The sequence below is a fragment of the Pseudomonas sp. GW822-FHT06D10 genome (assembly GCF_058799535.1).
On sequence record NZ_JBXALN010000005.1, the window covers coordinates 708,433 to 732,260 of the forward strand.

22 protein-coding genes are annotated in these 23,828 nt (G+C 63.7%); 6 read left to right on the top strand and 16 right to left on the bottom strand.

From position 1 onward, the window contains the following. Position 1 precedes the first annotated feature (1 nt). The 3 genes from AC1RL5_RS20465 to AC1RL5_RS20475 form a co-directional block, all read right to left on the bottom strand. Positions 2 to 178, bottom strand: coding sequence for a hypothetical protein (locus AC1RL5_RS20465; protein WP_015634024.1), 177 nt, complete (start codon positions 176 to 178; stop codon positions 2 to 4). A 143-nt stretch (positions 179 to 321) separates the two neighbouring features. Further along, the gene (locus AC1RL5_RS20470) at positions 322 to 1,335 is read right to left on the bottom strand and encodes a zinc-binding alcohol dehydrogenase family protein (RefSeq protein WP_011059084.1); all 1,014 of its coding nucleotides are present in this window, start codon (positions 1,333 to 1,335) and stop codon (positions 322 to 324) included. A gap of 34 nt (positions 1,336 to 1,369) precedes the next feature. Next, the gene (locus AC1RL5_RS20475; protein ID WP_015634025.1) at positions 1,370 to 1,663 is read right to left on the bottom strand and encodes a putative quinol monooxygenase; all 294 of its coding nucleotides are present in this window, start codon (positions 1,661 to 1,663) and stop codon (positions 1,370 to 1,372) included. A 116-nt stretch (positions 1,664 to 1,779) separates the two neighbouring features. Here AC1RL5_RS20475 and vimR point away from each other — a divergent pair, with 116 nt between their 5' ends. Continuing rightward, positions 1,780 to 2,691 carry a transcription regulator VimR gene (vimR, locus tag AC1RL5_RS20480; protein WP_011059086.1) on the top strand — a complete coding sequence of 304 codons (912 nt, stop codon included), beginning with the start codon at positions 1,780 to 1,782 and terminating at the stop codon, positions 2,689 to 2,691. A gap of 136 nt (positions 2,692 to 2,827) precedes the next feature. After that, the gene (locus AC1RL5_RS20485) at positions 2,828 to 4,204 is read left to right on the top strand and encodes an MFS transporter (protein WP_041115768.1); all 1,377 of its coding nucleotides are present in this window, start codon (positions 2,828 to 2,830) and stop codon (positions 4,202 to 4,204) included. 78 nt (positions 4,205 to 4,282) lie between these two features. Here the strand turns inward: AC1RL5_RS20485 and AC1RL5_RS20490 are convergent, their stop codons facing one another. From AC1RL5_RS20490 to AC1RL5_RS20500, 3 genes are all read right to left on the bottom strand, one after another. Next, the gene (locus AC1RL5_RS20490; RefSeq protein WP_011059088.1) at positions 4,283 to 5,236 is read right to left on the bottom strand and encodes an adenosine deaminase; all 954 of its coding nucleotides are present in this window, start codon (positions 5,234 to 5,236) and stop codon (positions 4,283 to 4,285) included. Positions 5,237 to 5,415: 179 nt separating this feature from the next. After that, positions 5,416 to 6,381, bottom strand: coding sequence for a 2-oxoglutarate and iron-dependent oxygenase domain-containing protein (locus AC1RL5_RS20495; protein WP_015634027.1), 966 nt, complete (start codon positions 6,379 to 6,381; stop codon positions 5,416 to 5,418). A gap of 66 nt (positions 6,382 to 6,447) precedes the next feature. Beyond that, positions 6,448 to 7,530 carry a BMP family ABC transporter substrate-binding protein gene (locus tag AC1RL5_RS20500; protein ID WP_011059090.1) on the bottom strand — a complete coding sequence of 361 codons (1,083 nt, stop codon included), beginning with the start codon at positions 7,528 to 7,530 and terminating at the stop codon, positions 6,448 to 6,450. A gap of 323 nt (positions 7,531 to 7,853) precedes the next feature. Between AC1RL5_RS20500 and AC1RL5_RS20505 the strand changes: the two genes are divergently transcribed. Beyond that, positions 7,854 to 8,942 carry a calcium:cation antiporter gene (locus AC1RL5_RS20505; protein WP_011059091.1) on the top strand — a complete coding sequence of 363 codons (1,089 nt, stop codon included), beginning with the start codon at positions 7,854 to 7,856 and terminating at the stop codon, positions 8,940 to 8,942. Here the strand turns inward: AC1RL5_RS20505 and AC1RL5_RS20510 are convergent. From AC1RL5_RS20510 to AC1RL5_RS20520, 3 genes are all read right to left on the bottom strand, one after another. Next, positions 8,939 to 9,946 carry a formylglycine-generating enzyme family protein gene (locus AC1RL5_RS20510; protein ID WP_072451973.1) on the bottom strand — a complete coding sequence of 336 codons (1,008 nt, stop codon included), beginning with the start codon at positions 9,944 to 9,946 and terminating at the stop codon, positions 8,939 to 8,941. The two genes, AC1RL5_RS20505 and AC1RL5_RS20510, sit on opposite strands and share 4 nt — an antisense overlap. A 112-nt stretch (positions 9,947 to 10,058) precedes the next feature. Then, a complete protein-coding gene (locus tag AC1RL5_RS20515; protein WP_072451972.1) occupies positions 10,059 to 11,417 on the bottom strand; it encodes an 8-oxoguanine deaminase in 1,359 nt (452 codons plus the stop codon). 192 nt (positions 11,418 to 11,609) lie between these two features. Continuing rightward, positions 11,610 to 12,293, bottom strand: coding sequence for an SDR family oxidoreductase (locus AC1RL5_RS20520; protein WP_011059094.1), 684 nt, complete (start codon positions 12,291 to 12,293; stop codon positions 11,610 to 11,612). Between the two features lie 162 nt (positions 12,294 to 12,455). On the opposite strand from AC1RL5_RS20520, the gene AC1RL5_RS20525 reads away from it, so the two are divergent. Beyond that, positions 12,456 to 12,608, top strand: a complete 153-nt coding sequence (locus tag AC1RL5_RS20525) for a hypothetical protein (RefSeq protein ID WP_207239986.1) — start codon at positions 12,456 to 12,458, stop codon at positions 12,606 to 12,608. Here the strand turns inward: AC1RL5_RS20525 and AC1RL5_RS20530 are convergent. From AC1RL5_RS20530 to AC1RL5_RS20560, 7 genes are all read right to left on the bottom strand, one after another. Further along, positions 12,605 to 13,531 (bottom strand): ABC transporter permease, encoded by a 927-nt coding sequence (locus AC1RL5_RS20530; RefSeq protein ID WP_019092790.1) that lies wholly within the window; start codon positions 13,529 to 13,531, stop codon positions 12,605 to 12,607. The two genes, AC1RL5_RS20525 and AC1RL5_RS20530, sit on opposite strands and share 4 nt — an antisense overlap. Next, complete coding sequence (locus AC1RL5_RS20535; protein ID WP_492589554.1) at positions 13,531 to 14,637, bottom strand: ABC transporter permease; 1,107 nt, start codon at positions 14,635 to 14,637, stop codon at positions 13,531 to 13,533. Before AC1RL5_RS20535 ends, AC1RL5_RS20530 begins: the two co-directional genes overlap by 1 nt. An 11-nt stretch (positions 14,638 to 14,648) precedes the next feature. Beyond that, complete coding sequence (locus AC1RL5_RS20540; protein ID WP_492589555.1) at positions 14,649 to 16,214, bottom strand: ABC transporter ATP-binding protein; 1,566 nt, start codon at positions 16,212 to 16,214, stop codon at positions 14,649 to 14,651. Between the two features lie 533 nt (positions 16,215 to 16,747). After that, on the bottom strand, positions 16,748 to 17,329 hold the full coding sequence (locus AC1RL5_RS20545; protein ID WP_019092788.1) for an IMPACT family protein: 582 nt from the start codon (positions 17,327 to 17,329) through the stop codon (positions 16,748 to 16,750). Between the two features lie 5 nt (positions 17,330 to 17,334). After that, positions 17,335 to 18,003 carry a TetR/AcrR family transcriptional regulator gene (locus tag AC1RL5_RS20550; RefSeq protein ID WP_047283792.1) on the bottom strand — a complete coding sequence of 223 codons (669 nt, stop codon included), beginning with the start codon at positions 18,001 to 18,003 and terminating at the stop codon, positions 17,335 to 17,337. A gap of 87 nt (positions 18,004 to 18,090) precedes the next feature. Continuing rightward, positions 18,091 to 19,485, bottom strand: coding sequence for a uracil-xanthine permease family protein (locus AC1RL5_RS20555; protein WP_065364940.1), 1,395 nt, complete (start codon positions 19,483 to 19,485; stop codon positions 18,091 to 18,093). Between the two features lie 130 nt (positions 19,486 to 19,615). Beyond that, positions 19,616 to 20,536 (bottom strand): LysR family transcriptional regulator, encoded by a 921-nt coding sequence (locus tag AC1RL5_RS20560; RefSeq protein ID WP_011059101.1) that lies wholly within the window; start codon positions 20,534 to 20,536, stop codon positions 19,616 to 19,618. 125 nt (positions 20,537 to 20,661) lie between these two features. Between AC1RL5_RS20560 and aptA the strand changes: the two genes are divergently transcribed. Both aptA and AC1RL5_RS20570 read left to right on the top strand, forming a co-directional pair. Next, the gene (gene aptA, locus AC1RL5_RS20565) at positions 20,662 to 22,011 is read left to right on the top strand and encodes an omega-aminotransferase AptA (RefSeq protein WP_011059102.1); all 1,350 of its coding nucleotides are present in this window, start codon (positions 20,662 to 20,664) and stop codon (positions 22,009 to 22,011) included. A gap of 73 nt (positions 22,012 to 22,084) precedes the next feature. Then, on the top strand, positions 22,085 to 23,578 hold the full coding sequence (locus AC1RL5_RS20570) for a CoA-acylating methylmalonate-semialdehyde dehydrogenase (RefSeq protein WP_011059103.1): 1,494 nt from the start codon (positions 22,085 to 22,087) through the stop codon (positions 23,576 to 23,578). Positions 23,579 to 23,828 lie beyond the last annotated feature (250 nt).

A 23,828-nucleotide genomic window follows, 5' to 3' on the forward strand; every position in this document is an offset into this window, starting at 1 on the left:
GTCAGCCGGTGGCGCGCTGGCTCTGGGGAATCGGGTGGGGGGCTTGCAGGCGGCTTTGCAGGGTCTGGGTGAAGGCCCGGGCTTCGGCCTCGCTGCGGAACGTCACCACATGCTGGTCGAGCCGTACCTGCCATTGAGAGCCCTGGGGGTGTGCCAATTCTTTTATCAGGATCTTCATTGCTGACCTCCTAACGGTAAAAGACTGCGCTGCAAGGGCCCCCAGTGTAGACCCGAATACGGTCACAAATATGACCGGAATCAACTCTCGGACTGACGGCAGCCAGCACCTTTTACCGGTGCCGGATGCCGTTCGTTAACGCCTCAGAAACCTTCGAGGACGATCTTGCCGCGAGCCTTGCCGCTCTCCAGCAGGGCGTGGGCGCGGCGCAGGTTGGCTGCATTGATCTGGCCGAAGTGCTCACCGACCGTGGTCTTCAAGGTGCCGGCGTCAATCAGTTCGGCGACCCGGTTGAGCAGCACGTGCTGCTCTTGCATGTCGGCGGTTTCGAACAGCGAACGGGTGTACATGAACTCCCAGTGCAACGACAGGCTCTTGCGCTTGAGCTTGGTCACATCGAGGCTTTTCGGATCGTCGATCAGCGCCAGCTTACCCTGGGGTGCCAGGGCTTCCACCAGTTGGTCGAGGTGGGCATCGGTCTGGGTCAGGCTGGCGACGTGGGTCACCTGGCCTGCGCCAATGCGCTGGAGTTCGGCGCTCAGTGGCTGGCTGTGGTCCACCACCGCATGGGCGCCCAGCTCGCGGACCCAGGCCTGGGTCTGTTCGCGGGAGGCACTGCCGATCACCTTGAGGCCGGTGAGCTGACGGGCCAGTTGGGTGAGGATCGAACCGACCCCGCCGGCAGCGCCGACGATCAGCAGGCTCTGGCCTTTGTCAGCCGGCTCCTGGCTGATCTGCAGGCGTTCGAACAGCAGCTCCCAGGCGGTGATCGCGGTCAGCGGCAGGGCGGCGGCCGCGGCGAAGTCCAGGCTCTTGGGCATGTGGCCGACGATCCGTTCATCCACAGTGTGCAGCTCACTGTTGCCGCCGGCCCGGGCGATGGAGCCGGCGTAGAACACCCGGTCACCGACCTTGAACAGGCTGACGTCGCTGCCCACGGCCTTGACCACCCCGGCCACGTCCCAGCCCAGCACCTTGGCTGCGCCGCCTTCGGGCTGGACGTTCTGGCGCACCTTGGTGTCCACCGGGTTGACCGAGATGGCCCTGACTTCCACCAGCAGATCGCGAGGGCCGGCCACGGGCTCGGGCAGCTCGATGTCTTGCAGGGACTTGGGATCGTCGATGGGCAGGGAAGCGTAATAGGCGATGGCTTTCATGTTGAGTTCCTGATGATGAGTAGGGAAAAAAGGCTCAGACAATCAACTGCAGGCGCTTGAGCTCGAAGTGCTCGATCGCCTCGCGGGTCTGATGGAGGAAATGCCGGAAGTGCGCGGTGTTGTTGTGAAACTCCAGGGCTGCTTCATCGTCCCAGCGCTCCAGCACGTAGAAGGTGCCCGGTTGCTCGGCATCCTGGTGCAGCTCGTAGTACTGGCAACCGCTTTCCTCGCGGCTGGGCGAGACCAGGGCGCTGAGCTCGCGCTTGAGAACGTCTTGCTGCTGGGGCTTGGCGATCAGGGTGGCAATCGCGGTGAAGGCTTGGGACATGTGGGCTTCCTCAGGTGCTGGGCGATGGGAGGGATGATTGGCTATTTCTCCCGAGGATAAAACCGGCTAAAAGAGCAGGCTCTTTCAATATTTTTTTGATAATCCAGGAAGACCTCATGCTGCGATTCGATGACCTGCAGTTGTTCGTGCGTGCCGCAGACCTGGGCAGCCTGTCGGCGGCGGCCCGGGTCATGGACCTGTCGCCTGCGGTGGCCAGCGCTGCCCTCAAGCGCATCGAGGAACACCTGGGCGCACGGCTGCTGGCCCGTTCCACCCGCAGCCTGCGGCTCACCGCCGAGGGCGAGGGCTTTCTCGAATACGCCCGGGCGGCCTTGAGCAACCTGGATGAAGGCCGGCGCCTGCTGGCCAGCGGTCAGGATCAGGTCAGTGGCGTGTTGCAGCTTTCTGCCCCTTCGGATTTTGGCCGCAATCTGCTGTTGCCCTGGCTCGACGAGTTCCAGCGTGAGCATCCCAAGCTCAGCGTGCGCCTGCTGCTGGGGGACCGGATTGCCGACCTGTTCCGCCAGCCGGTGGACATTGCCCTGCGTTACGGCGAACCGGAGGACTCCAGCCTGGTGGCGCTGCCAGTGGCTCCGGACAACCGCCGGGTGCTGTGCGCCGCCCCCCGTTATCTGGCCCGCTACGGCGAGCCGCGCCAGCTGGAGCAACTGGCCCAGCACAACTGCCTGTTGTACATGCTCGACAGCCGGGCTCATGACCTCTGGAGCTTTCATGACGGCAAGCGCGAGGTGAGCCTCACCGTCAGTGGTGACCGCCTGAGCGACGACGCCGATGTGGTGCGGCGCTGGGCCGTGGCCGGTGAGGGGATTGCCTACAAGTCCTGGCTGGATGTGGCCGCCGATGTGCTGGCCGGCCGCCTGCAGATACTGCTGCCGGAACTGCGCTGCGAAGGCGCGTCGCTGAACCTGCTGTGCACCCACCGGGCGCACCTGAGCAAACCGGTGAAACTACTGCGTGACCTGCTCCAGGAGCGTTGCGCGCAGATCAGCGCGCAACGCCCGCGATAGGAGCCGGCTTGCCGGCGAGCCTGGGCACCGTGCCCTCGGCGTCGCTGGTGGACGCGAACAGGTCGCCCTCGGCAATCAGCCCCGGCCTCGATCCCGCACACTCGGGCGGTCAAGCATTCAACCGGGGGGAACGGGCATGGGCATACAGGAATACAGCGCCGCAGAGCGCCTGGAACGGCTACCCATCAGCGGCTATCACCGGGTGATCTTCATCATCATCGCCCTGGCGTTTTTCTTCGACTCCATGGACCTGGCGATGATGACCTTCCTCCTCGGCTCGATCAAAACCGAGTTTGGCCTGAGTTCGGCCCAGGCCGGCCTGCTGGCCAGCTCCAGTTTCTTCGGCATGGTGCTGGGCGCCTCGCTGTCGGGCATGCTTGCCGACCGCTATGGGCGCAAGCCGGTGTTCCAGTGGAGCATCGTGCTCTGGGGCGTGGCCAGTTACCTGTGTTCCACCGCCCAGAGCGTGGACAGCCTGACCCTGTTCCGGGTGCTGCTGGGGATCGGCATGGGCATGGAGTTTCCCATCGCCCAGTCGATGCTCTCGGAGATGATTCCGGCCCAGCGTCGCGGGCGCTACATCGCCCTGATGGACGGCTTCTGGCCCCTGGGTTTCGTCGCCGCCGGGGTGCTCTCGTATTTCCTCCTGCCGCTGATCGGCTGGCGTGACATCTTCCTGGTGCTGGCAGTACCGGCGGTGTTCGTGCTGGTGATCCGCTTCTTCATTCCCGAGTCACCGCGCTGGCTGGAACAGGCCGGGCGCCACGCCGATGCGGATCGGGTGCTGTGTGGCATCGAAGACAAGGTGCGCGCTTCCCTGGGCACGGCGCAATTGCCGGAGCCGCTGCACCTGCCGCGTATCGAGAGTGCGCCGGGGCACTTTTTCTCGGCACTGAAGCAGATCTGGTCGCCGCTCTATCGCCAGCGCACGATGATGATCTGGAGCCTGTGGTTCTTCGCCTTGCTGGGCTTCTACGGCCTGACGTCCTGGCTCAGCGCCTTGCTCCAGCAGTCTGGTTTTGCGGTGACCCAGTCGGTGTACTACACGGTGCTGATTTCCCTGGGCGGAATTCCTGGGTTCCTCATGGCCGCCTGGCTGGTGGAGCGCTGGGGGCGCAAGCCGGTGTGCATCGTGACCTTGCTCGGCGGCGGGGTCATGGCCTTCTTCTACGGGCAGAGCGCGGTCTTTGGCGGCAACGTCAGCCTGCTGATCGGCACCGGGCTGCTGATGCAGTTTTTCCTGTTCGGCATGTGGGCGGTGCTCTACACCTATACCCCCGAGTTGTACCCGACGTCGGCCCGGGCCACGGGCTCGGGGTTCGCTTCGGCGGTGGGGCGCATCGGTTCGCTGTTGGGGCCGCTGGTGACCGGGCTGGTGTTTCCGTTGACCGGGCAGGGCGGCGTATTCGCCCTGGGGGCGGCGTGCTTCGTGATTGCCGCGGGGGTGGTCTGGCTGTTCGGGATGGAAACCCGGGGCAAGACCCTGGAGGAGTTGAGCGAGGCGGGGAGCTGATAGAGACGGGGGGGACCTGTTCGCCGGCCAGCCGGCTCCTACAGATTCGTGTAGGAGCCGGCTGGCCGGCGAAGGCCGTTACGGCTTGACCAGCCGTGCATCCAGGCTGTTCTGTGCCAGGCGCCGGGCCTGGTCCTGGGTCATGCCCAGGTCGGTGTGCAGGGCGTGGAAGTTCTCGGTGACGTAGCCGCCGAAGTAGGCCGGGTCATCGGAGTTGACCGTGACCTTCACCCCGCGCTCGAGCATTTGCAGGATGTTGTGCTGGGACATGTGGTCGAACACGCAGAGCTTGGTGTTGGACAGCGGGCACACAGTCAGCGGGATCTGCTCGTCGATGATCCGCTGCATCAGCCGCTCGTCTTCGAAGGCACGTACACCGTGGTCGATGCGCTGGATCTTCAACAGGTCCAGGGCTTCCCAGATGTACTCCGGCGGGCCTTCTTCACCGGCGTGGGCGACGGTCAGGAAGCCTTCGCTGCGCGCACGGTCGAATACCCGCTGGAACTTGCTCGGCGGGTGGCCCATTTCCGAACTGTCCAGGCCCACGGCGACGAATGCATCGCGAAACGGCAGCGCCTGGTCGAGGGTCTTCTGCGCCTCTTCTTCGCTCAAGTGGCGCAGGAAACTGAGGATCAGGCCGCTGGTGATGCCCAGTTGCTGCTCGCCATCTTTGAGTGCGCTGGCGATGCCGTTGAGCACCACTTCGAACGGCACGCCACGGTCGGTGTGGGTCTGCGGGTCGAAGAAGGGTTCGGTGTGGATCACGTTCTGTTCTTTGCAGCGCAGCAGGTAGGCCCAGGTCAGGTCGTAGAAGTCCTGGGAGGTGCGCAGCACGTCGGCGCCCTGGTAGTACAGGTCGAGGAATTCCTGCAGGTTGTTGAAGGCGTAGGCCTTGCGCAGGGTCTCGACGTCGCTCCAGGGCAGGGCGATCTTGTTGCGTTCGGCCAGGGCGAACAGCAGTTCCGGTTCCAGGGAACCTTCCAGGTGCAGGTGCAACTCGGCCTTGGGCAAGGCGTTCAGCCAGTCATACATGGTGTCGTCTCATCAGGTGCAGGCGGGCGCTGCGAGAGTGATGCGCTGCTAGGGCCGTGCCCTTCTGTGGGGAACTGGCTGTGGCTTGCGGCTTTCGCCAGGTTTTCACCGGGCCCGAAAAAGCCGCCATTCTACATCTGGCGGCGCAAATGTTCGGCAAAACCTGACCGGGGGGGCGGTCAGGCCTGCTCCAGCTCCCGGCGATAGGCGTAGGTATCGGCAAAGCGCGAGAGCAGGAATTGGGCGCAGGTCGTCACCGGGTACTTGGCCGGGTGCTCCGCGTCCTGGCAGCCGGGCAGGCATTCGATGCGGGTGTCCGGGTGCGGCTCGGCGAAGAACGGCATCGAGTAGCGGTCCACCCCCAGCGGGCTGATGACCCGGTGCGGGGTCGACAGGTAACGGTCGTTGCTCCAGCGCGCCATCATGTCGCCGAGGTTGACCACGAAGCTGCCGTCGATGGGTGGGGCGTCGATCCACTGGCCCTTGACGTTGCGCACCTGCAAGCCGCCAGCGGCGTCCTGGTAGAGCAGGGTGATGCAGCCGTAGTCGGTGTGGGCGCCGGCGCCTTGCTGCTCTGCGCTGCTGGCGGTGTGGCGCGGCGGATAGTGGATCATCCGCAGCACGCTCACCGGGTCCTGGAAGCGGCGGTCGAAGAAATCACGTTCGATGCCCAGGGCCAGGGTCATGGCCCGCAGCAGGGTCTGGGCCAGGGCCTGCATGTCCTGGTAGTGCTGCTCCATCAGGGCTTGCCAGCCGGGCAGGTCGGGGTGGCGGTTGGGCCCGCGCAGGGGTTTTTCCGCCAGCACGTCCGGGTGCTCGGCCGGCAGGTGCAGGCCCATGTCGAAGGTTTCCTTGAGGTCGCTGGGCTTGCTTGGGTCCAACTGCTCGGTGGCGATGGCGCCGTAGCCGCGATGGTGACGGCTCTGGGTGATATCGATCTTGAGTTTTTCAACACTGGGCAGGGCGAAGAAGTGCTTGGCCGTGCTCAGCAATTGCTCGATGCGTTGTGCGCTGATCGGGTGACCCTTGATGTAGAAGAAGCCCCATTCGCGACAGGCGCGGTCGATCTGCTTGGCGACACTGTCCCAGCCTTGCTGCTCATCCTGATACAGCGGGCTGATATCGATGATCGGCAGTTGATTCATGAAAATGCTCCCATCCTGATTGGCGGTCCGTCGTCGCTGGCGGATGCTCCGACAGCGACGACCAGATTATTTGGGGATGTCCGCCTTCAGGCCTTCGACGTAGTAGTTCATCGAGGCCAGTTCGGCATTGCTGGCGCTGACCCCCGCGGCGATTTTTTCGACCCCGGCCTGGTCCTTGATCGGGCCGGTGAACGGGTGGAACTCGCCGCTCTTGATGCTGGCGATGATCTGTTCGGCCTCGGTTTTCACCGGGGCCGGCAGCAGGTCGCTGAGGGGCAGTTCAACCGTACCCTCTTTCAGCCCACCCCAGTAGTCCTGGGGTTTCCAACTGTGGTCCATCACCCCCTGGGTGGCCTGGATGTAGTGCGGGCCCCAGTTGTTGACGATGGAGGTCAGCACCGCCTTGGGGCCGAAGTGGGCCATGTCCGAGGCATAGCCCACCGCGTACACGCCACGCCGTTCCGCGGCCTGGATCGGCGCCGGGCTGTCGGTGTGCTGGAAGATCACGTCGGCGCCCTGGTCGATCAGGGCATTGGCGGCGTCGGCTTCCTTGCCCGGATCGAACCAGGAATTGACCCACACCACCTTGATCTCGGTGCCCGGGTTGTACTTGTTCAGGGCCAGCTGGATGGCGTTGATGTCGCGGATCACCTCCGGAATGGGGAAGGAGGCGACGTAGCCGATCTTCTTGCTCTTGGTCATCTTCGCCGCGAGGAAACCACCCACATAGCGGCCCTCGTAGGTGCGCGCCAGGTAGGTACCGAGGTTCTTGTCCTGCTTGTAGCCGGTGGCGTGTTCGAAGGTCACCTTGGGGAATTGCCTGGCGACCTTCAGCGTGGGGTTCATGTAGCCGAAGGAGGTGGTGAAGATCAGGTCGTAGTTGTCCTTGGCCATGTTGCGGATCACCCGCTCGGCGTCGGCGCCTTCGGCTACGTTCTCCACGTAGTTGGTCTTGATCTGGTCGCCGAATTTTTCCACCAGGGCCTTGCGCCCCTGTTCATGCTGATAGGTCCAGCCGTGATCGCCTATGGGGCCGATGTAGACGAAACCGACCTTCAGCGGATCGGCGGCGCTGGCGGTAAGGCTGGCACTCAGGCCGATGGCGGCGGCCAGGGTGCAGAGCAACTTGTGCAACGGGCGTGTATGCATGAAATGGAGCTCCATCTTGTTGTGGGGGGCTGGGGCGGCAAGCACTGGAGGGCAATGCAAATAGCTGACCAAGAGGACAACAAAGATGGCCGTTGCGCCGGCGAGGTGGTTTCTACGGGGGCTTTGGGGCGCGCTTTTCGCTGGCAAGCAGCTCCTACGGAGCTGGAATGCAGGAGTCCGCTTGCCGGCGAAGGGCTGTTCAAGACCCATCCCGGTGCGCGGAGCCTGGGGCTGGTGCACTAACATGTAACGAAACGTTAGTGACTTGGTGCAGTCTTTCAGTCATCTCCTGTACTCGTTTTTATTCCCGTCAAAGGACTGCAATGCTCAATTCCCTCAAGCAAGAAAAGTTTCTACTGCTTGCGCTGCTGGCCGCCGTGGCCGCCTATCCGCTTGAACATCTGTTGCTGGGCAGTGGCCAGGGCATCGCCCTGGGCGCCGGGCTGGTGCTGATCGGCTTTATCGTCATGGCTTCGATGCGCGTCGCCCACCACGCTGAACTGCTGGCGGAAAAGGTCGGCGACCCCTACGGCACCATGATCCTGACCCTGGCCGCGGTGCTGGTGGAAGTGGTGATCCTGGCGATCATGATGAGCAACGAAGCCTCGCCGACCCTGGTGCGCGACACCATCTACTCGGCGGTGATGCTGGACATCAACGGCATCCTCGGCCTGGCCGCACTGATGGGCGGCATCAAGCATGGCGAGCAGCCCTACAACGACGACTCGGCGCGTACCTACAGCGTGATGATCCTCACCGCCATGGGCGTGTCGATGGTGGTGCCGGAGTTCATCCCCGAGGCCGACTGGAAGGTCTACTCGGCCTTCACCATCGGCGCCATGGTGGTGCTCTATACCCTGTTCCTGCGCATGCAGGTCGGGCCGCACAGCTATTTCTTCAGCTACAGCTACCCGGAAAAACGCCGCAATAAAGAGGCCCAGGAACAGCCCCATGCCATCAACCTGGCCTGGAGCATCGGCATCCTGGTGTTCGGGGTGGTGGTAATCGGCGCCCTGGCCGAGGTGATGTCCAAGACCCTGGACCTGGGCCTGGAAGGCACGGGCGCACCGCCGGTGATCACGGCGATCCTGGTGGCGGCGATTTCCGCCGCGCCGGAAATCCTGACCGCCCTGCGCGCCGCCCTGGCCAACCGCATGCAGTCGGTGGTCAACGTGGCCCTGGGCGCTTCCCTGTCGACGGTGATCCTCACGGTGCCGGTGATGGAGGCCATGGCCTTGTACACCGGCCAGCCCTTCCAGATGGCCATGACCCCGGTGCAAACGGTGATGGTGTTCATCACCCTGATCGTCAGCGCGATCAACCTTAACGACGGTGAAACCAATGCCATAGAAGGCATGACTCACTTCGTGCTGTTTGCGACCTTCATCATGCTGTCGCTGCTCGGTCTTTAAAGGGGTTGCGCCGACTGGATAGCGCAGCGAAAGCTGACCCCGGGGGCATTCCAGGCCGCGAGTGCTCCCCAACGCCAACGGCGGACGGTGCTGGCCGAAGGAGAAAAGGTCGGGTCGTTGGCAAACTTGTTGTTGGCGCCCCGTTGCGCTCGATAAATGCCTGTTTCAGGCCCTTGCGGATTCTCCACGGGAGATTCGCGGTAGTAGTGTTTGTCGTACCAGTCGTTGACCCATTCACTGGCATTGCCGGTGAGGTTGTAGAGGCCCAGCGGGTTAGGCACAAACCTGTCCACGGCGAAGGTTTCGTTGTCGTCAGGCGCCGGAAAGTTGCGGCCATAGTCCAGATTGCCGTTGTCGGTCGCGAACATCACCGGCTGGCCACGGTTGCGCGCGGCATATTCCCATTGGGCCTCGGTCGGAAGATCCACGGCATAGCCGCTGAGGTCTGCAAGCCAGCCACAATAATCCTTGGCCTCTTGCCATTTTCGAGACGCCGGGGCGGGCAGGTTTTCCTGGTAGAGGTGTTTCATGTCTTCGCGTTTGCGCAGTGCCGCGTCGAATTGCGGCCTGCCTTGCGCCAGGAAGAACAGATCGAAATCGCCCAAGGTGGTTTGCAGCGAGGACAGGTAGTAGCTGCTCAATTTGACCGGGTGAACGAAGTCGTCATCGATGTCGAGGCTGATCCGTTCCATGTTGGCCGGGTCCACGCCACAGGGCCATTGGCACAACGCCTGTGGGTCGAAGCCACGGGGCCAGCCGAAATCCCCCATCTGGAATTCGCCACCTTCGATCAGCACCATGTTGTCCATCGAACGCACGACGGTGTTGAGCACCGCATCGCGGACTTGCGGGGACAGGTCCGGGTATCTGCGGCTGATGGTCGAAGCAATGTCTGCAACTTTTTCAGGTGACAGCACTTTGCTGGCGGGGCCTGCAACCTCCTGTTTCCCACAGCCCGAAATCAGCAGTGCGACGCAGAGCGCCAGTCCGTGCTTTTGTTTCACGTAATGTCCCTATAACGGTTCGGATGAGGGCGGCAAACTAACATGTTTCCTCCCTCTGATACCGTTCAACGCACAGGCGAGGGATACACTCCCTCGCCGTGGGCGCCAAAGATCAGGTGCCGGCGATCAGTTGCCGGGCCGCCTGGCTGTGATCGGCGATCAGGTTTTTCAGATCCAGCCCTTCGATCTGGCCATCAATCACCCGCCACTTGCCGCCAATCATGACCCGGTCCGCTCGATCCGCAGCGCACAACAGCAGCGCTGAAACCGGATCATGGCTACCCGAGAAACGCAGTTCATCGAGCTTGAACAACGCCAGGTCTGCCTGCTTGCCTACCGCCAGTTCGCCGATGTCGGTACGGCCCAACAGGCTTGCCGACCCCTGGGTCGCCCAGCCCAGTACACGCTCCGGGGTGATCTTTTCGGCGCCGTAACGCAGGCGCTGGATGTACAGCGCCTGACGCGCTTCGAGGATCATGTTCGAGGCGTCATTGGACGCCGAACCGTCCACGCCCAAGCCGAACAGCGCCCCTGCATCGGTCAGCTCGATGCTGGGGCAGATGCCGGACGCCAGGCGCATGTTCGAACTCGGGCAATGGCAGATGCCGGTACCGGCCTGGCCGAGGCGGGCGATCTCATCCGGGTTGAAGTGGATGCCGTGGGCCAGCCAGGTGCGCGGACCGAGCCAGCCGACGCTGTCCAGATAATCCACCGTGCGCAGGCCGAAACGCTGCAGGCAGAAGTCTTCTTCGTCGAGGGTCTCGGCCAGGTGAGTGTGCAGGCGCACATCGAGCCCGTTGGCCAGTTCGGCGCTGGCCGACATGATTTCCGGGGTCACCGAGAACGGCGAGCACGGTGCCAGGGCGATCTGGATCTGCGCACCGTCGCCACGCTCGTGGTACTGCTGGATCAGGCGCTGGCTGTCGTCGAGAATCACCTGGCCTTCCTGCACGGTCTGTTGCGGTGGCAGGCCGCCGTCCTTTTCGCCAAGGCTCATCGAGCCGCGGGTGAGCATGGCGCGCATGCCCAGTTCACGCACGGTTTCGACTTGCACGTCGATGGCGTTTTCCAGGCCGTCCGGGAACAGATAGTGATGGTCGGCGGCGGTGGTGCAGCCGGAGAGCAGCAGTTCGGCCAGTGCCACTTTGGTCGCCAGGGCGAGTTTTTCCGGGGTCAGCCGGGCCCAGACCGGGTACAGGGTCTTGAGCCAGGGAAACAGCGGCTGGTTGACCACCGGCGCCCAGGCGCGGGTCAGGGTTTGATAGAAGTGATGGTGGGTGTTGATCAGGCCCGGCAGCAGCACGTGCTCGCGGGCATCGAAGACCTGCTGGCAGGGGCTTGCAGGTTGCTGGCCGAGGCCCAGCACTTCAACGATCAGGCCGTCTTGCAGCACCAGGCCGCCACGGGCGTCGAGGGCATTGCCGGTGAAGATGGCCAGGGGATTTTTTAACCAGGTACGGGTCGCAGGCATGGTTGCCGGCTCCTCTGAAAGTGGGTTCAGGTTAGCCAGCTCAGTGATGCCCTGTCTGCTGATCCAGGGTCGCCGCAAGGGGCGAGGTGCGCAGTCTAGCGAAAGATTTGCCGGGGGACAAAACTTGCATTTTGCCCCCCGTTCCAGAGCCTTTGCTGGCCTGTGCAAGGGCTGCCTGGGGCAGCCGCGGCCTTACCAGGGGATGGTTTCGCCTTTGTAGTTGACGAAGTGATGACCGCCCTTGCCGGTGTAGGCATTGACCTGGGCGATCAGCCCGCGGGTGCTGGTCTGCACATCGATATCGGCGCCTTCGCCGCCCATGTCGGTCTTCACCCAGCCCGGGTGCAGCGAAAGCACGGTGAGCTTCTGCCCCAACTGGGTCACGAAGCTGTTGGTCATGGAGTTCAGCGCGGCCTTGCTGGCCTTGTACAGGGCCAGCTCCGGCGCGTCGGGCATGGTCACGCTGCCCAGCACCGAACTCATGAACGCCAGCACGCCGCTGTCCTTGCGGATCTGCCCGACGAAGCGCTGGGCCAGGTTGATCGGCGCCACGGCGTTGGTGAAGAACAGCTGGCCGACTTCGGCCAGGGTCGCCTGCCCCGGCAACTGGTTGTCCGGGCCCTTGACCCCGGCGTTGACGAACAGCAGGTCGAACACCTGGTCCTTGAGCTTCTGGCTCAGGGCAATCACCGCTTGCTGATCGTCCATGTCCAGTTGCTCGATCTGCACCTTGCCCAGGGCTTGCAGCGCCTCGGCCTTGTGCGGGTTGCGCACGGTGGCGGTGACCTGCCAGCCGTCTTCCAGCAGGCGCTGGACCAGGCCGAGGCCCAGGCCCCGGGAGGCGCCGATGATCAGTGCGGTTTTTGCCGTGGACATGATGAGGTTCCTTGATAAGTGAGGATCACGGATTCAATGGACAGGCTTGCCCCAGTCGCAGTTGCAGCACGGGGCGCAACTGGCCCGGTTCTCCGATGTGCAAGCATGGGGCTCGAAAGGGCTGACCCTGAAGCATACTCCAGGCTTTGGCCTGCGCGCTCCTTGAATCAATGGAGCGACATCTATGTGGACCCCGCCCTGGCTCACGCAGCCACGGCATTGATCGGGGTGATCCTGATCTTCGAGCAGGCCTGGTACGTGGCCCAGTTGCAGCCGGTGCGAGCGGCTGCCGGTAAGGCCCCGGCAGCCATCTAGTGTCCCGACTGCCACGGCTGGCCGAGGGACACCGGTGCATACAGCCGGGTGCGCAAGGCATCCCGGGATAGCAGCACCAGCACCAGGATGGTGGCGGCATAGGGCAGCATCGCCAGCAGGTTGGAAGGAATCGCCAGGCCCAGGCCCTGGGCCACCAGGTGCAGGATGCTCGCCAGGCCGAACAGGTAGGCGCCGAGCAGCAGCCGCCACACCCGCCAGCTGGCGAATACCACCAGCGCCAGGGCGATCCAGCCGCGTCCGGCGCTCATGTTCTCGGCCCACATCGGGGTATAGGCCAGGGACAGGTAGGCCCCGGCCAGCCCCGCCATGGCGCCGCCGAACAGCACCGCGAGCGTGCGCACCCGCAGCACCGGAAGCCCCATGGCGCTGGCGGCGTCGGGGTTCTCGCCGACAGCCTGGATGATCAGGCCGACCCGGCTTTTGAGCACCACCCAGGCCACCAGGGCGAACAGGGTGAAGGACAGGTACACCAGCAAATCCTGGGCGAACAGCATGCGGCCGATCAGCGGGATCTCGCTCAGCAGCGGCAGCGCCAGCGGTTCGAAGCCGGCCAGGGGCTTGCCGACCCAGGCCGCGCCGACAAAGCTCGACAGGCCGACCCCGAAGATCGTCAGCGCCAGCCCGGTAGCCACCTGGTTGGCGGTGAACACCAGGGCCACCAGGGCGAACAGCGCCGCCAGCAGCATCCCGGCGGCCATCGCCAGCAGCACCCCGAGCCACAAATGGCCGCTGTTGAGGGCGACGATAAAACCTATCACCGCGCCGAACAGCATCATGCCTTCCTGCCCCAGGTTGAGGACGCCGCTCTTTTCACAGATCAGTTCCCCCAGGGCCACCAGCAGCAGGGGGGTGCCGCAGCGGACCATGGCGTAGAGAATATTGCTCAGCAGATCGATATCCATCACAGGGCTCCGGCGGTAGCAGTGGCGCTGGCGTTACGGCGCACCCAACGCAGGTTCAGGCGCGGGCGATAGAGAATCAGCACGTCGCTGGCCAGGAGGAAGAACAGCATCATTCCCTGGAACAGCTGGGTGATGGCCTGGGGCAGGTTGAGGCTCATCTGCGCGCTCTCGCCACCGATGTACAACAACGCCATCAGCAGGCTGGAAAACACAATGCCGATGGGGTTCAGGCGGCCGAGAAAAGCCACGGTAATGGCCGCGTAGCCGTAGCCGGGAGACACCTGGGGCACCAGTTGGCCGATGGGGCCGGCGACTTCGCAGACCCCGGCCAGCCCTGCCAGCGCACCGCTGGTCAACAGCGCCAGCCAGACCAGGCGCTTCTGGCGAAAGCCGACGAAGCCGGCGGCACGCTGGTCCAGGCCGAGCACCCTGATCTGGAAGCCGACAAAGCTTTTCTGCAGCAGCACCCAGACCGCCACCAGGGCCAGCAGGGCGAAGTACACCCCGGCGTCGACCCGGCCGTCTTCCATCAGCAGCGGCAGGCGGCTGGCGTCGCCGAACATCGCCGACTCGGGAAAGTTGAACCCGGCGGGGTCTTTCAACGGGCCATGCACGCCGTACAGCAACAGGTTCAGGGCGATGTAGTTGAGCATGATGCTGGTGAGGATTTCATTGGCGTTGAAGCGGGTGCGCAACCAGGCGGTGAGCCCGGCCCAGGCAGCCCCGGCCAGGGTTCCGGCAAGCAGGATCAGCACCAGCGCCCAGCGGCTTTGCAGTTCGATGAGATTGACCGCCAGGGCGCTGCCGACCAGGGCCCCGAGCAGCAATTGGCCCTCGGCGCCGATGTTCCACACCCGCGCCTGGTAGGCCACCGCCAGGCCCAGGGCACAGAGCAGGATAGGTAGCGCCTTGACCAGCAGCTCGGACACGCCATACAAGTCGCTGACCGGGGCGATCAGCAGGGTGTGCAAGGTCAGCCAGGGGTCATGCCCCAGGGCCATGAATAGCAGGGAACCGCAGCCCAGGGTCAGCAGCGCCGCCAGCAGTGGCGAGCACCAGAGCATCAGCCGCGACTGGCGGCCACGGGGTTCGAGTGAAAGCAGCATGGACAGCTCCGTTAAATCGCCAGGGCAGCGGGTGAGGGCAGGGAATCGGCGTGGCCGGCCATCCAGCCGCCAACCTCCACCGGCGAGGTGTCGGCGCAGGCCTTGAGGGGCGATAGGCGTCCAGCGCACAGGGCAGCGAGGCGGTCGCTGATCTGGAACAGCTCGTCCAGGTCTTCGGAGATCACCAGGATCGCCGCGCCGGCATCGCGCAAGGCGATCAGTGCCCGGTGGATAGTGGCGGCGGCCCCTACATCCACGCCCCAGGTCGGGTGCGCGGCGATCAGCAGGCGAGGCTGCTGGAGAATCTCGCGGCCCAGGATGAATTTCTGCAGGTTGCCGCCGGACAGGCTGCGGGCCGGGCTCTGGGAACCGGCGCTCTTGACCCCGAACCGCTGGATGATGCGCTCGGCCAGTTCCCGCACCTTGCGTCGCTGGATCAGCCCGTGGCGCACCAGGCCCTGTTGAAAGGCGCTGAGCAGGGCGTTGTCCTCCAGGCTCAGTTCCGGCACCGCGCCGTGGCCCAGGCGTTCGGCGGGAACGAAAGCCAGGCCGCGCTGGCGTCGGGCGTCGGGATACAGATGAGCCACGCCCTGGCCGGCGAAACAGATACGTTCGGCTTCGCCACGGGGCAGGCGCTGTTCACCGCTGAGCAGGGCCAGCAGTTCGTCCTGGCCATTGCCGGCGACTCCGGCGATGCCGACGATCTCGCCGCTGCGCAGGCGCAGGTCGATGTTCTTCAGTGAGCAGCCGAAAGGATCGGGGTTGTCCCTGCTGAGGTTGTCCAGGCGCAGGAAGTCGTTCGTGCCGCGGGCTTTCGGGTAGTCGGTGATCATCGCCGCCGCGTCCCCCACCATCAGCCGCGCCAGCTCGCGATCCGAGCACTGCGCCGGCCTGCAGTGCCCGGCCACCCGGCCCGCGCGCAGCACCGTGGCGCTGTGGCACAGGGCGCGCACCTCGGCGAGCTTGTGGCTGATGAACAGGATGCTGCAGCCTTCGTCGGCCAGCCGGCGCAGGGTGACGAACAGGTCGTCGGCCTCCTGCGGGGTCAGGACCGAGGTCGGCTCGTCGAGGATCAGCAGGCGGATGTCCTGCATCAGGCAGCGGACGATTTCCACCCGCTGGCGTTCGCCGATGGACAGGCTGTGCACCAGGCGCTGGGGTTCGAGGGCCATGCCGTAACGCTGGGAAACCTCGCGGATTCTGCCTTCCAGCTGGCTCGGCGTACCGGTGCCGGCGCCCATGGCCAGGGCAATGTTCTGCGCCACGCTGAGGGTTTCGAACAGCGAGAAATGCTGGAACACCATGCCGATCCCCAGGCTGCGTGCCTGGGCCGGGTTGTCGATGAGCTGGCGCTGTCCTTGCCAGAGCAGTTCCCCCGAATCGGCCTGGACCACCCCGTAGATGATCTTCATCAAGGTGCTTTTGCCGGCGCCGTTTTCGCCCAGCAACGCATGGATTTCACCCGCAGCGATGTTCAGGTCGATGGCGTCGTTGGCCAGGCAGCCGGGATAGCGTTTGCTGATCCGGCGCAGTTGCAGGCGTGGTGCCTGGCTGCTGGGTGCAGGGTGATTGGACATGACAGGCTCGGCTTCTGGGAGTTGTGCCTGTGGATAAAGCAATTTCCTGGCCAGTGGGTCAGGAAAGCCGGTGAAGCGCTCCCGGGCGGCATCCTGCCTGGCTGACAGGACCAGGGTCCTGGCACCACTTCGGGGCAAGGTGTTTGAAAAGGCGCTGTTTTTGTCCCCAGGCCGTTGCGCAGAAAATGATCAGTTGCCTGCAGACCCTGCGCAATCAGGGGCTGGAGCAGCCTTGCACGGGTTATCCACAGCTTGCTCCACAGTAATTGTGTGCAAGAGCGGCGCTTGGGCATCAGCACCACTGGCTTGCCCGTGAACTGCGATCAACCGGCTTAAGTGGCTGTTTCGCTGTGGAAAAAAGCTTCCTGGGGGCGCTTTGGACAAAAAATGAACAAAGCCCGCAAAGCCACGTTGCAGAAGGGTTACAGCGCTATGTGCTCAGCTTATCCACAGTCGGGTGCACAGTAGATGTGGGCAAGTGCCCGGGGCCCTTGCGGGTTATGCACAAGGTGGTTCGGGCCGGGTTGGTGCCTTCAGCGCTGCAAAAGGATGCGCCCGCGGCTGAGGTCCGCCAGCTGTTGCTGCAGGGTATCGATCTGCTCTTCGCCCAGGGCCAGTTGCAGCTCTACGCCGTTGGCGGTGAAGTCTTCCTGGACCAGCAGCCCACCCAGTTCGGCAACCCGCAGCTTGACCAGCGCCAGTTCGCTGAAGCTGCAGGCGCAACGCAGCGGTACGCGGTTGACCAGGGCGATGCGCTCGGCGCCTTGCAGGCACTTGTTGGCGCCGCCGCCATAGGCTCGGGCCAGGCCGCCGGTGCCCAGTTGGATGCCGCCGTACCAGCGGATCACCAGCACCGCCACCTGGTCGCAGTCCTGGGCCTCGATGGCCGCGAGGATCGGTCGCCCGGCGGTGCCGCCGGGTTCACCGTCGTCGTTGCTGCGGTACTGGTCGGCGAGTTTCCACGCCCAGCAGTTATGCGAAGCGTTGAGGTCGCTGTACTGCTGGATGAAGGCTTGGGCCTCGGCCGCGCTGCTGATGGGCGCGGCAAAGGTGATGAAGCGGCTTTTGCGAATTTCCTCGCGGTATTCGCAAAGGCCGGCCAGGGTAAAGGGCATGGGGGTCAGTCTTTCAGTGCAGGTGTCAGGCCACAGCCTTTGAGGATGATGCGGATCAGGTTGTTGCCGGCGTCTTCCATGTCCTGCTTGGTCAGCCGGGTGCGCCCGGTGACGCGGCAGATCTGGGTGGCGAAATCGGCATAGTGCTGGGTGCTGCCCCACAGCAGGAAGATCAGGTGCACCGGGTCTACCGGGTCCATCTTGCCGGCGTCGATCCAGGCCTGGAACACCGCGGCGCGGCCCTGGAACCAGGCGCGGTAGTCCTGGCTGAAATACTCGCTCAGGCACTCGCCACCGCTGATGATCTCCATGGCGAAGATCCGCGAGGCTTGCGGCTGGCGGCGGGAGAATTCCATCTTGGCGCGGATGTAGCGGGACAGGGCTTCGGCCGGATCATCTTCGGCGGTGAGGGTGTTGAAGGTGCTGTCCCAGAGTTCGAGGATGTTGCTCAGCACCGCGATGTACAGCCCCAGCTTGTTGGTGAAGTAGTAGTGCAGGTTGGCTTTGGGCAGGCCGGCCTTCTGCGCGATGGTGTTCATGCTGGTGCCTTTGAAACCGTGACGGGCGAACTCGTCCTCGGCGGCCTGGAGGATGGCCTCTTCATTCTTCTGCCGAATGCGGCTGGCGGGTTTGCCGGGGTGAGGAGCGCTGTGGGCGGGGACTTCAAAGGTCATGGAGGTTTCCGAGCAAGTCTGTGGGTGCAACCTGTGCGTTGATAGCGCACCCACGTGGATCAGACAAGCCTTGGCGCTACAAAAGCCTCAGTGGGCCCTCAGGGTGTCGTTTTCCGGAATCGGATTTGCGTCATTCGCCGCGCCCTTGCTTTCCGGCAACAGCAGGCTCATCAGCAAGGCGGTGAGGCCGCCGCTGGTGATCGCCGAATCGAACAGGTTCTGCACCACCTTGGGCAGCAGGTGCAGCAGGTTCGGTTGCGCGGCGATGCCCAGGCCGACGCCGAACGAAGTGGCGATGATCAGCATGCTGCGCCGGTCCAGCGGGGCCTGGGCGAGGATCCGTACCCCGGCTGCGGCGACGCTGCCAAACATCACCAGGGTGGCACCGCCGAGTACCGGCTTGGGGATCTGTTGCAGCAGCGCGCCGATCAGCGGGAACAGGCCCAGGCAGAACAGGATCAGGCCGATGTACAGGCCGACGAAGCGGCTGGCCACACCGGTCAACTGAATCACCCCGTTGTTCTGGGCGAAGGTGGTGTTGGGGAAGGCGCTGAAGGTGGCGGCGATCATGCAACTGACGCCGTCCCCCAGGACCCCGCCCTTGAGCCGGCTTATATAGGAAGGGCCGCTGATGGGCTGGCGCGCCAGCATGCAGTTGGCGGTCAGATCTCCCACGGTTTCCAGGGTGCTGATCAGGTAAATCAGGGCTACGGGGATAAAGGCGCTCCAGTCGAAACTGAAGCCGTACCTGAAGGGCAGGGGCAGGCTGATCAACGGCAGGTCCGGCAGCGGCTGGGGCACCAGCTTGCCGCTGAACCAGGCCGCCAGGCTGCCCAGGGCCAGGCCGATGATGATGGCGCTGAGGCGCACCCACGGGGTGTTGCTGCGGTTGAGCAGAATGATGGTCAGCAGCACCAGCAGGCCCAGGCCGAGATTGCCCGGGGCGCCGAAGTCCGCGGCATTGAAGCCGCCGCCCAGGTCGGTGATGCCGACCTTGATCAGGCTGATGCCGATCAGGGTAATGACGATGCCGGTCACCAACGGGGTGATCACCCGGCGCAGTCGCCCGATAAAGCGGCTGAGGACGATCTGCACCAGCGCGCCGAAGAAACACACGCCGAAGATCATCGCCAGGATGTCTTCCGGGCTGCCGCCCCGTTGCTTGACCAGGAACCCCGCCGACAGTACGGCGCCGAGGAAGGCGAAGCTGGTGCCTTGCAGGCAGATCATGCCGGCCCCGATGCCCCAGGGGCGCCGAGCCTGGATAAAGGTGCCGACCCCGGAGACCATCAGCGCCATGCTGATCAGGTACGGCAGGTGCGCCGAAAGGCCCAGGGCCGAACCAATCACCAGTGGTGGGGTGATGATGCCGACAAAGCTGGCCAGCACATGCTGCAGGGCTGCCAGCAGCGCGGGCAGGGGTTGCGGGCGATCGTCGAGGCCGTAGATCAGTTCGCTGGGGCGGGAAGCATCTGGCTGCATGGCGTGGAGCTCGGGCTGGGGTTCAAGGTGCCGAGGTCTTTGCAAAAAGCTGTCCAGGTGCTCAGGTTATTTTTTCTGTTTTGCGGTGCGGGCCTTTTAATACGGGGCCTTGCTGGTGAGTGGAGACGCTCTAGCGGGTTGCCGCCAGGCTTTCCAGAAAGCTTTCGAGCACCAAATGAGGGCGCCGGCCCTTGCGCGTGACCGATGCCAGGCTCAGGTCGTAGAAGCGTGACTTGGGCTTGAGGGCGCGCAACCGGCCCTGCTGCACCCAGAGGCTGGCGTAGTGGTCCGGCAGGTAGCCGATGTAGCGGCCGGTGAGAATCAGGAACGCCATGCCTTCCCGGTCGGATGCGCTGGCGGTGCAATTCAGCGCCTGGTAGTGGGCCTGGATCTCGGCTGGCAGGCGAAAGGTCGGGGCGATGGCGTCCTGGTCGTTGAGGCGCTGGTCGTCCAGTTGCCGGTCATCCACATAGAACAGCGGGTGGCCCACGGCGCAGTACAGCAGCGAGCGTTCGTCATACAGCGGCTGGTATTCCAGGCCGGGTAGGGCACTGGCCTGGGGCACCACACCGACATGCAGGCGGCCGTCGAGCACCCCTTGCTCGACTTCGTTGGGGGCGATCATGCGGATCTGGATCTGCACGTCCGGGCCACGCTCCTTCAATTGCGCCAGGGCGTGGGTGATGCGCATGTGGGGCAGGGTCACCAGGTTGTCGGTGAGGCCGATGATCAATTCGCCGCGCAGGTGGCGGTGCAGGCCGTTGACCTCGGTACGGAAGCTTTCCAGGGCACTGAGCAGTTGCAGGGTCGACTGATAGACCTCGCGGCCCTCCTCGGTCAGGGAGAACCCGGCGCGCCCGCGCTGGCACAGGCGCAGGCCGACCCGTTGCTCCAGGTCGCTCATCTGCTGGCTGATGGCCGAGCGGCCGATGCCGAGCACGGTTTCCGCCGCGGAGAAACCACCGCATTCCACCACGCTGCGAAAGATCCGCAGCAGGCGGATATCAAAGTCGCTGACTTGCGCCAGCGGGTCGGCTCGACGGCTGCTCATAGTTTAGTAGATGCCAGACTGAAGGTTATTAAAGTTGGATTTCACCGACTTTATAGCCGTGGCAACTTAGCTGCAACAACGCTTTTCATTCCTACGCCGCTTCATTGCCTTGCGAGGTTTTGCTCATGAACATGCCGGAAACCGCCCCTCAGTCCCTGGCCAGCCAGCTCAAGCTCGACGCTCACTGGATGCCCTATACCGCCAACCGCAACTTCCAGCGCGACCCGCGCCTGATCGTCGGCGCCGAAGGCAGCTGGCTGGTGGACGACAAGGGCCGCAAGATCTATGACTCGCTGTCCGGTCTGTGGACCTGCGGTGCCGGTCACTCGCGCAAGGAGATCCAGGAAGCGGTCGCCAAGCAGTTGGGCACCCTGGACTATTCCCCAGGCTTCCAATACGGCCACCCGCTGTCGTTCCAGCTGGCCGAGAAGATCACCGACCTGACCCCGGGCAACCTGAACCACGTGTTCTTCACTGACTCCGGCTCCGAGTGCGCCGATACCGCAGTGAAGATGGTGCGCGCCTACTGGCGCCTGAAAGGCCAGTCGACCAAGACCAAGATGATCGGCCGTGCCCGTGGCTACCACGGGGTGAATATCGCCGGCACCAGCCTCGGTGGCGTCAACGGCAACCGCAAGTTGTTCGGCCAGGCGATGATGGATGTCGATCACCTGCCCCATACCCTGCTGGCCAGCAACGCTTATTCTCGTGGCATGCCGGAGCAGGGCGGTATCGCTCTGGCCGATGAGCTGCTGAAACTGATCGAACTGCATGACGCTTCCAACATTGCCGCGGTCTTCGTCGAGCCTCTGGCCGGCTCCGCTGGCGTGCTGGTGCCGCCACAGGGTTACCTCAAGCGCCTGCGGGAAATCTGCGATCAGCACAACATCCTGCTGGTGTTCGACGAAGTGATCACCGGCTTCGGCCGTACCGGTGCGATGTTCGGCGCTGACAGCTTCGGCGTGACGCCGGATCTGATGTGCGTGGCCAAGCAGGTCACCAACGGCGCGATCCCCATGGGCGCGGTGATTGCCAGCTCCGAGATCTATCAGACCTTCATGAACCAGGCGACACCCGAGTACGCAGTGGAATTCCCCCACGGCTACACCTATTCGGCGCACCCGGTGGCGTGCGCTGCGGGCCTGGCGGCACTGGACCTGCTGCAGAAGGAAAACCTGGTGCAGAGCGTGGCCGAGGTTGCCCCGCATTTCGAGAATGCACTGCACGGCATCAAGGGCACGAAGAACGTGATCGACATCCGTAACTTCGGCCTGGCTGGCGCGATCCAGATTGCACCCCGTGATGGCGATGCCATCGTGCGTCCGTTCGAGGCTGGCATGGCGTTGTGGAAAGCCGGTTTCTATGTGCGCTTCGGCGGCGACACCCTGCAGTTCGGCCCAACCTTCAACAGCAAGCCGCAGGACCTCGATCGCCTGTTCGACGCGGTTGGCGAAGTGCTGAGCAAGCTCGACTGATTCGATCCTTCTTATATAGAAGCGGGCGCGAAGTGTTTCGCGCCTGCGCTTTCCCTCTTTCAGGAGTCCCCGCATGAGTCTGATTCAACACCTGATCCACGGTGAGCTGGTAAGCGACAACGGTCGCAGCGCCGACGTATTCAACCCGTCCACCGGTCAGGCGATCCATAAAGTGCCGCTGGCCAGCCGTGAAACCATCCAGCAAGCCATCGACTCGGCCAAGTCGGCATTCCCGGCCTGGCGCAATACGCCACCGGCCAAGCGCGCCCAGGTGATGTTCCGCTTCAAGCAATTGCTGGAGCAGAACGAAGCCCGTATTGCCAAGCTGATCAGTGAAGAGCACGGCAAGACCCTGGAAGATGCTGCTGGCGAATTGAAGCGCGGTATCGAGAACGTCGAATACGCCTGCGCCGCGCCGGAAATCCTCAAGGGCGAGTACAGCCGTAACGTGGGCCCGAACATCGACGCCTGGTCCGACTTCCAGCCGCTGGGCGTAGTGGCCGGCATTACCCCGTTCAACTTCCCGGCCATGGTGCCGCTGTGGATGTATCCGCTGGCGATCGCCTGTGGCAACTGCTTCATCCTCAAGCCTTCTGAGCGTGACCCAAGCTCGACCCTGCTGATTGCCGAGTTGCTGCATGAAGCCGGCCTGCCCAAGGGCGTGCTGAACGTGGTGCACGGTGACAAAACTGCGGTGGACGCGCTGATCGAGGCACCGGAAGTCAAGGCGCTGAGTTTTGTCGGTTCGACGCCGATTGCCGAGTACATCTATGCCGAAGGCACCAAGCGCGGCAAGCGCGTTCAGGCTCTGGGCGGGGCGAAGAACCACGCGGTGCTGATGCCGGATGCCGACCTGGATAACGCCGTCAGTGCGTTGATGGGCGCGGCCTACGGTTCATGCGGTGAGCGTTGCATGGCGATCTCGGTAGCCGTGTGCGTGGGCGACCAGGTGGCCGATGCCCTGGTGGCCAAGCTGGTGCCACAGATCAAGGCGCTGAAGATTGGTGCCGGTACTTCCTGTGGCCTGGACATGGGGCCGCTGGTTACCGCCCAGGCGCGTGACAAGGTCAGTGGTTATGTAGAAGACGGCGTGGCCGCAGGTGCGCAACTGGTGGTGGACGGTCGTGGTTTGAGCGTAGCCGGTCATGAAGACGGCTTCTTCCTCGGTGGCTGCCTGTTCGACCGCGTTACCCCGCAGATGCGCATCTATAAGGAAGAGATTTTCGGGCCGGTGCTATGCATCGTCCGGGTCAACAGCCTGGAGGAGGCCATGCAACTGATCAATGATCACGAGTACGGCAATGGTACCTGCATCTTTACCCGTGACGGTGAAGCGGCACGTCTGTTCTGCGACGAGATCGAAGTGGGCATGGTGGGCGTCAATGTGCCGCTGCCGGTACCTGTGGCCTATCACAGCTTCGGTGGCTGGAAGCGTTCACTGTTCGGTGACCTGCATGCCTACGGTCCCGATGGTGTGCGTTTCTATACCCGTCGCAAGGCGATCACCCAGCGCTGGCCGCAACGCGCCAGCCACGAAGCTTCGCAGTTCGCCTTTCCTAGCCTGTAAGAGTGAAGCGATAAAGGCCGGCCCCTTGGGGCCGGCCTTTGCTTTTATGGGCTTTTCTGACCGATATGACAGATTTATGAAAATAACTGTTGACGGCAGATTCTACAGGTCTATAATTCGCCCCACTTCCGGCGCAGTCGAAGCGGAAAACTCCTTGAGATTCAACGAGTTATGCAGTTTTCGATAGCGGTTACGCTTCAGTTCATCGAAGCCAGAAGCAGTTGGTAAGGCAGTCAGTTTTCGCCTTATT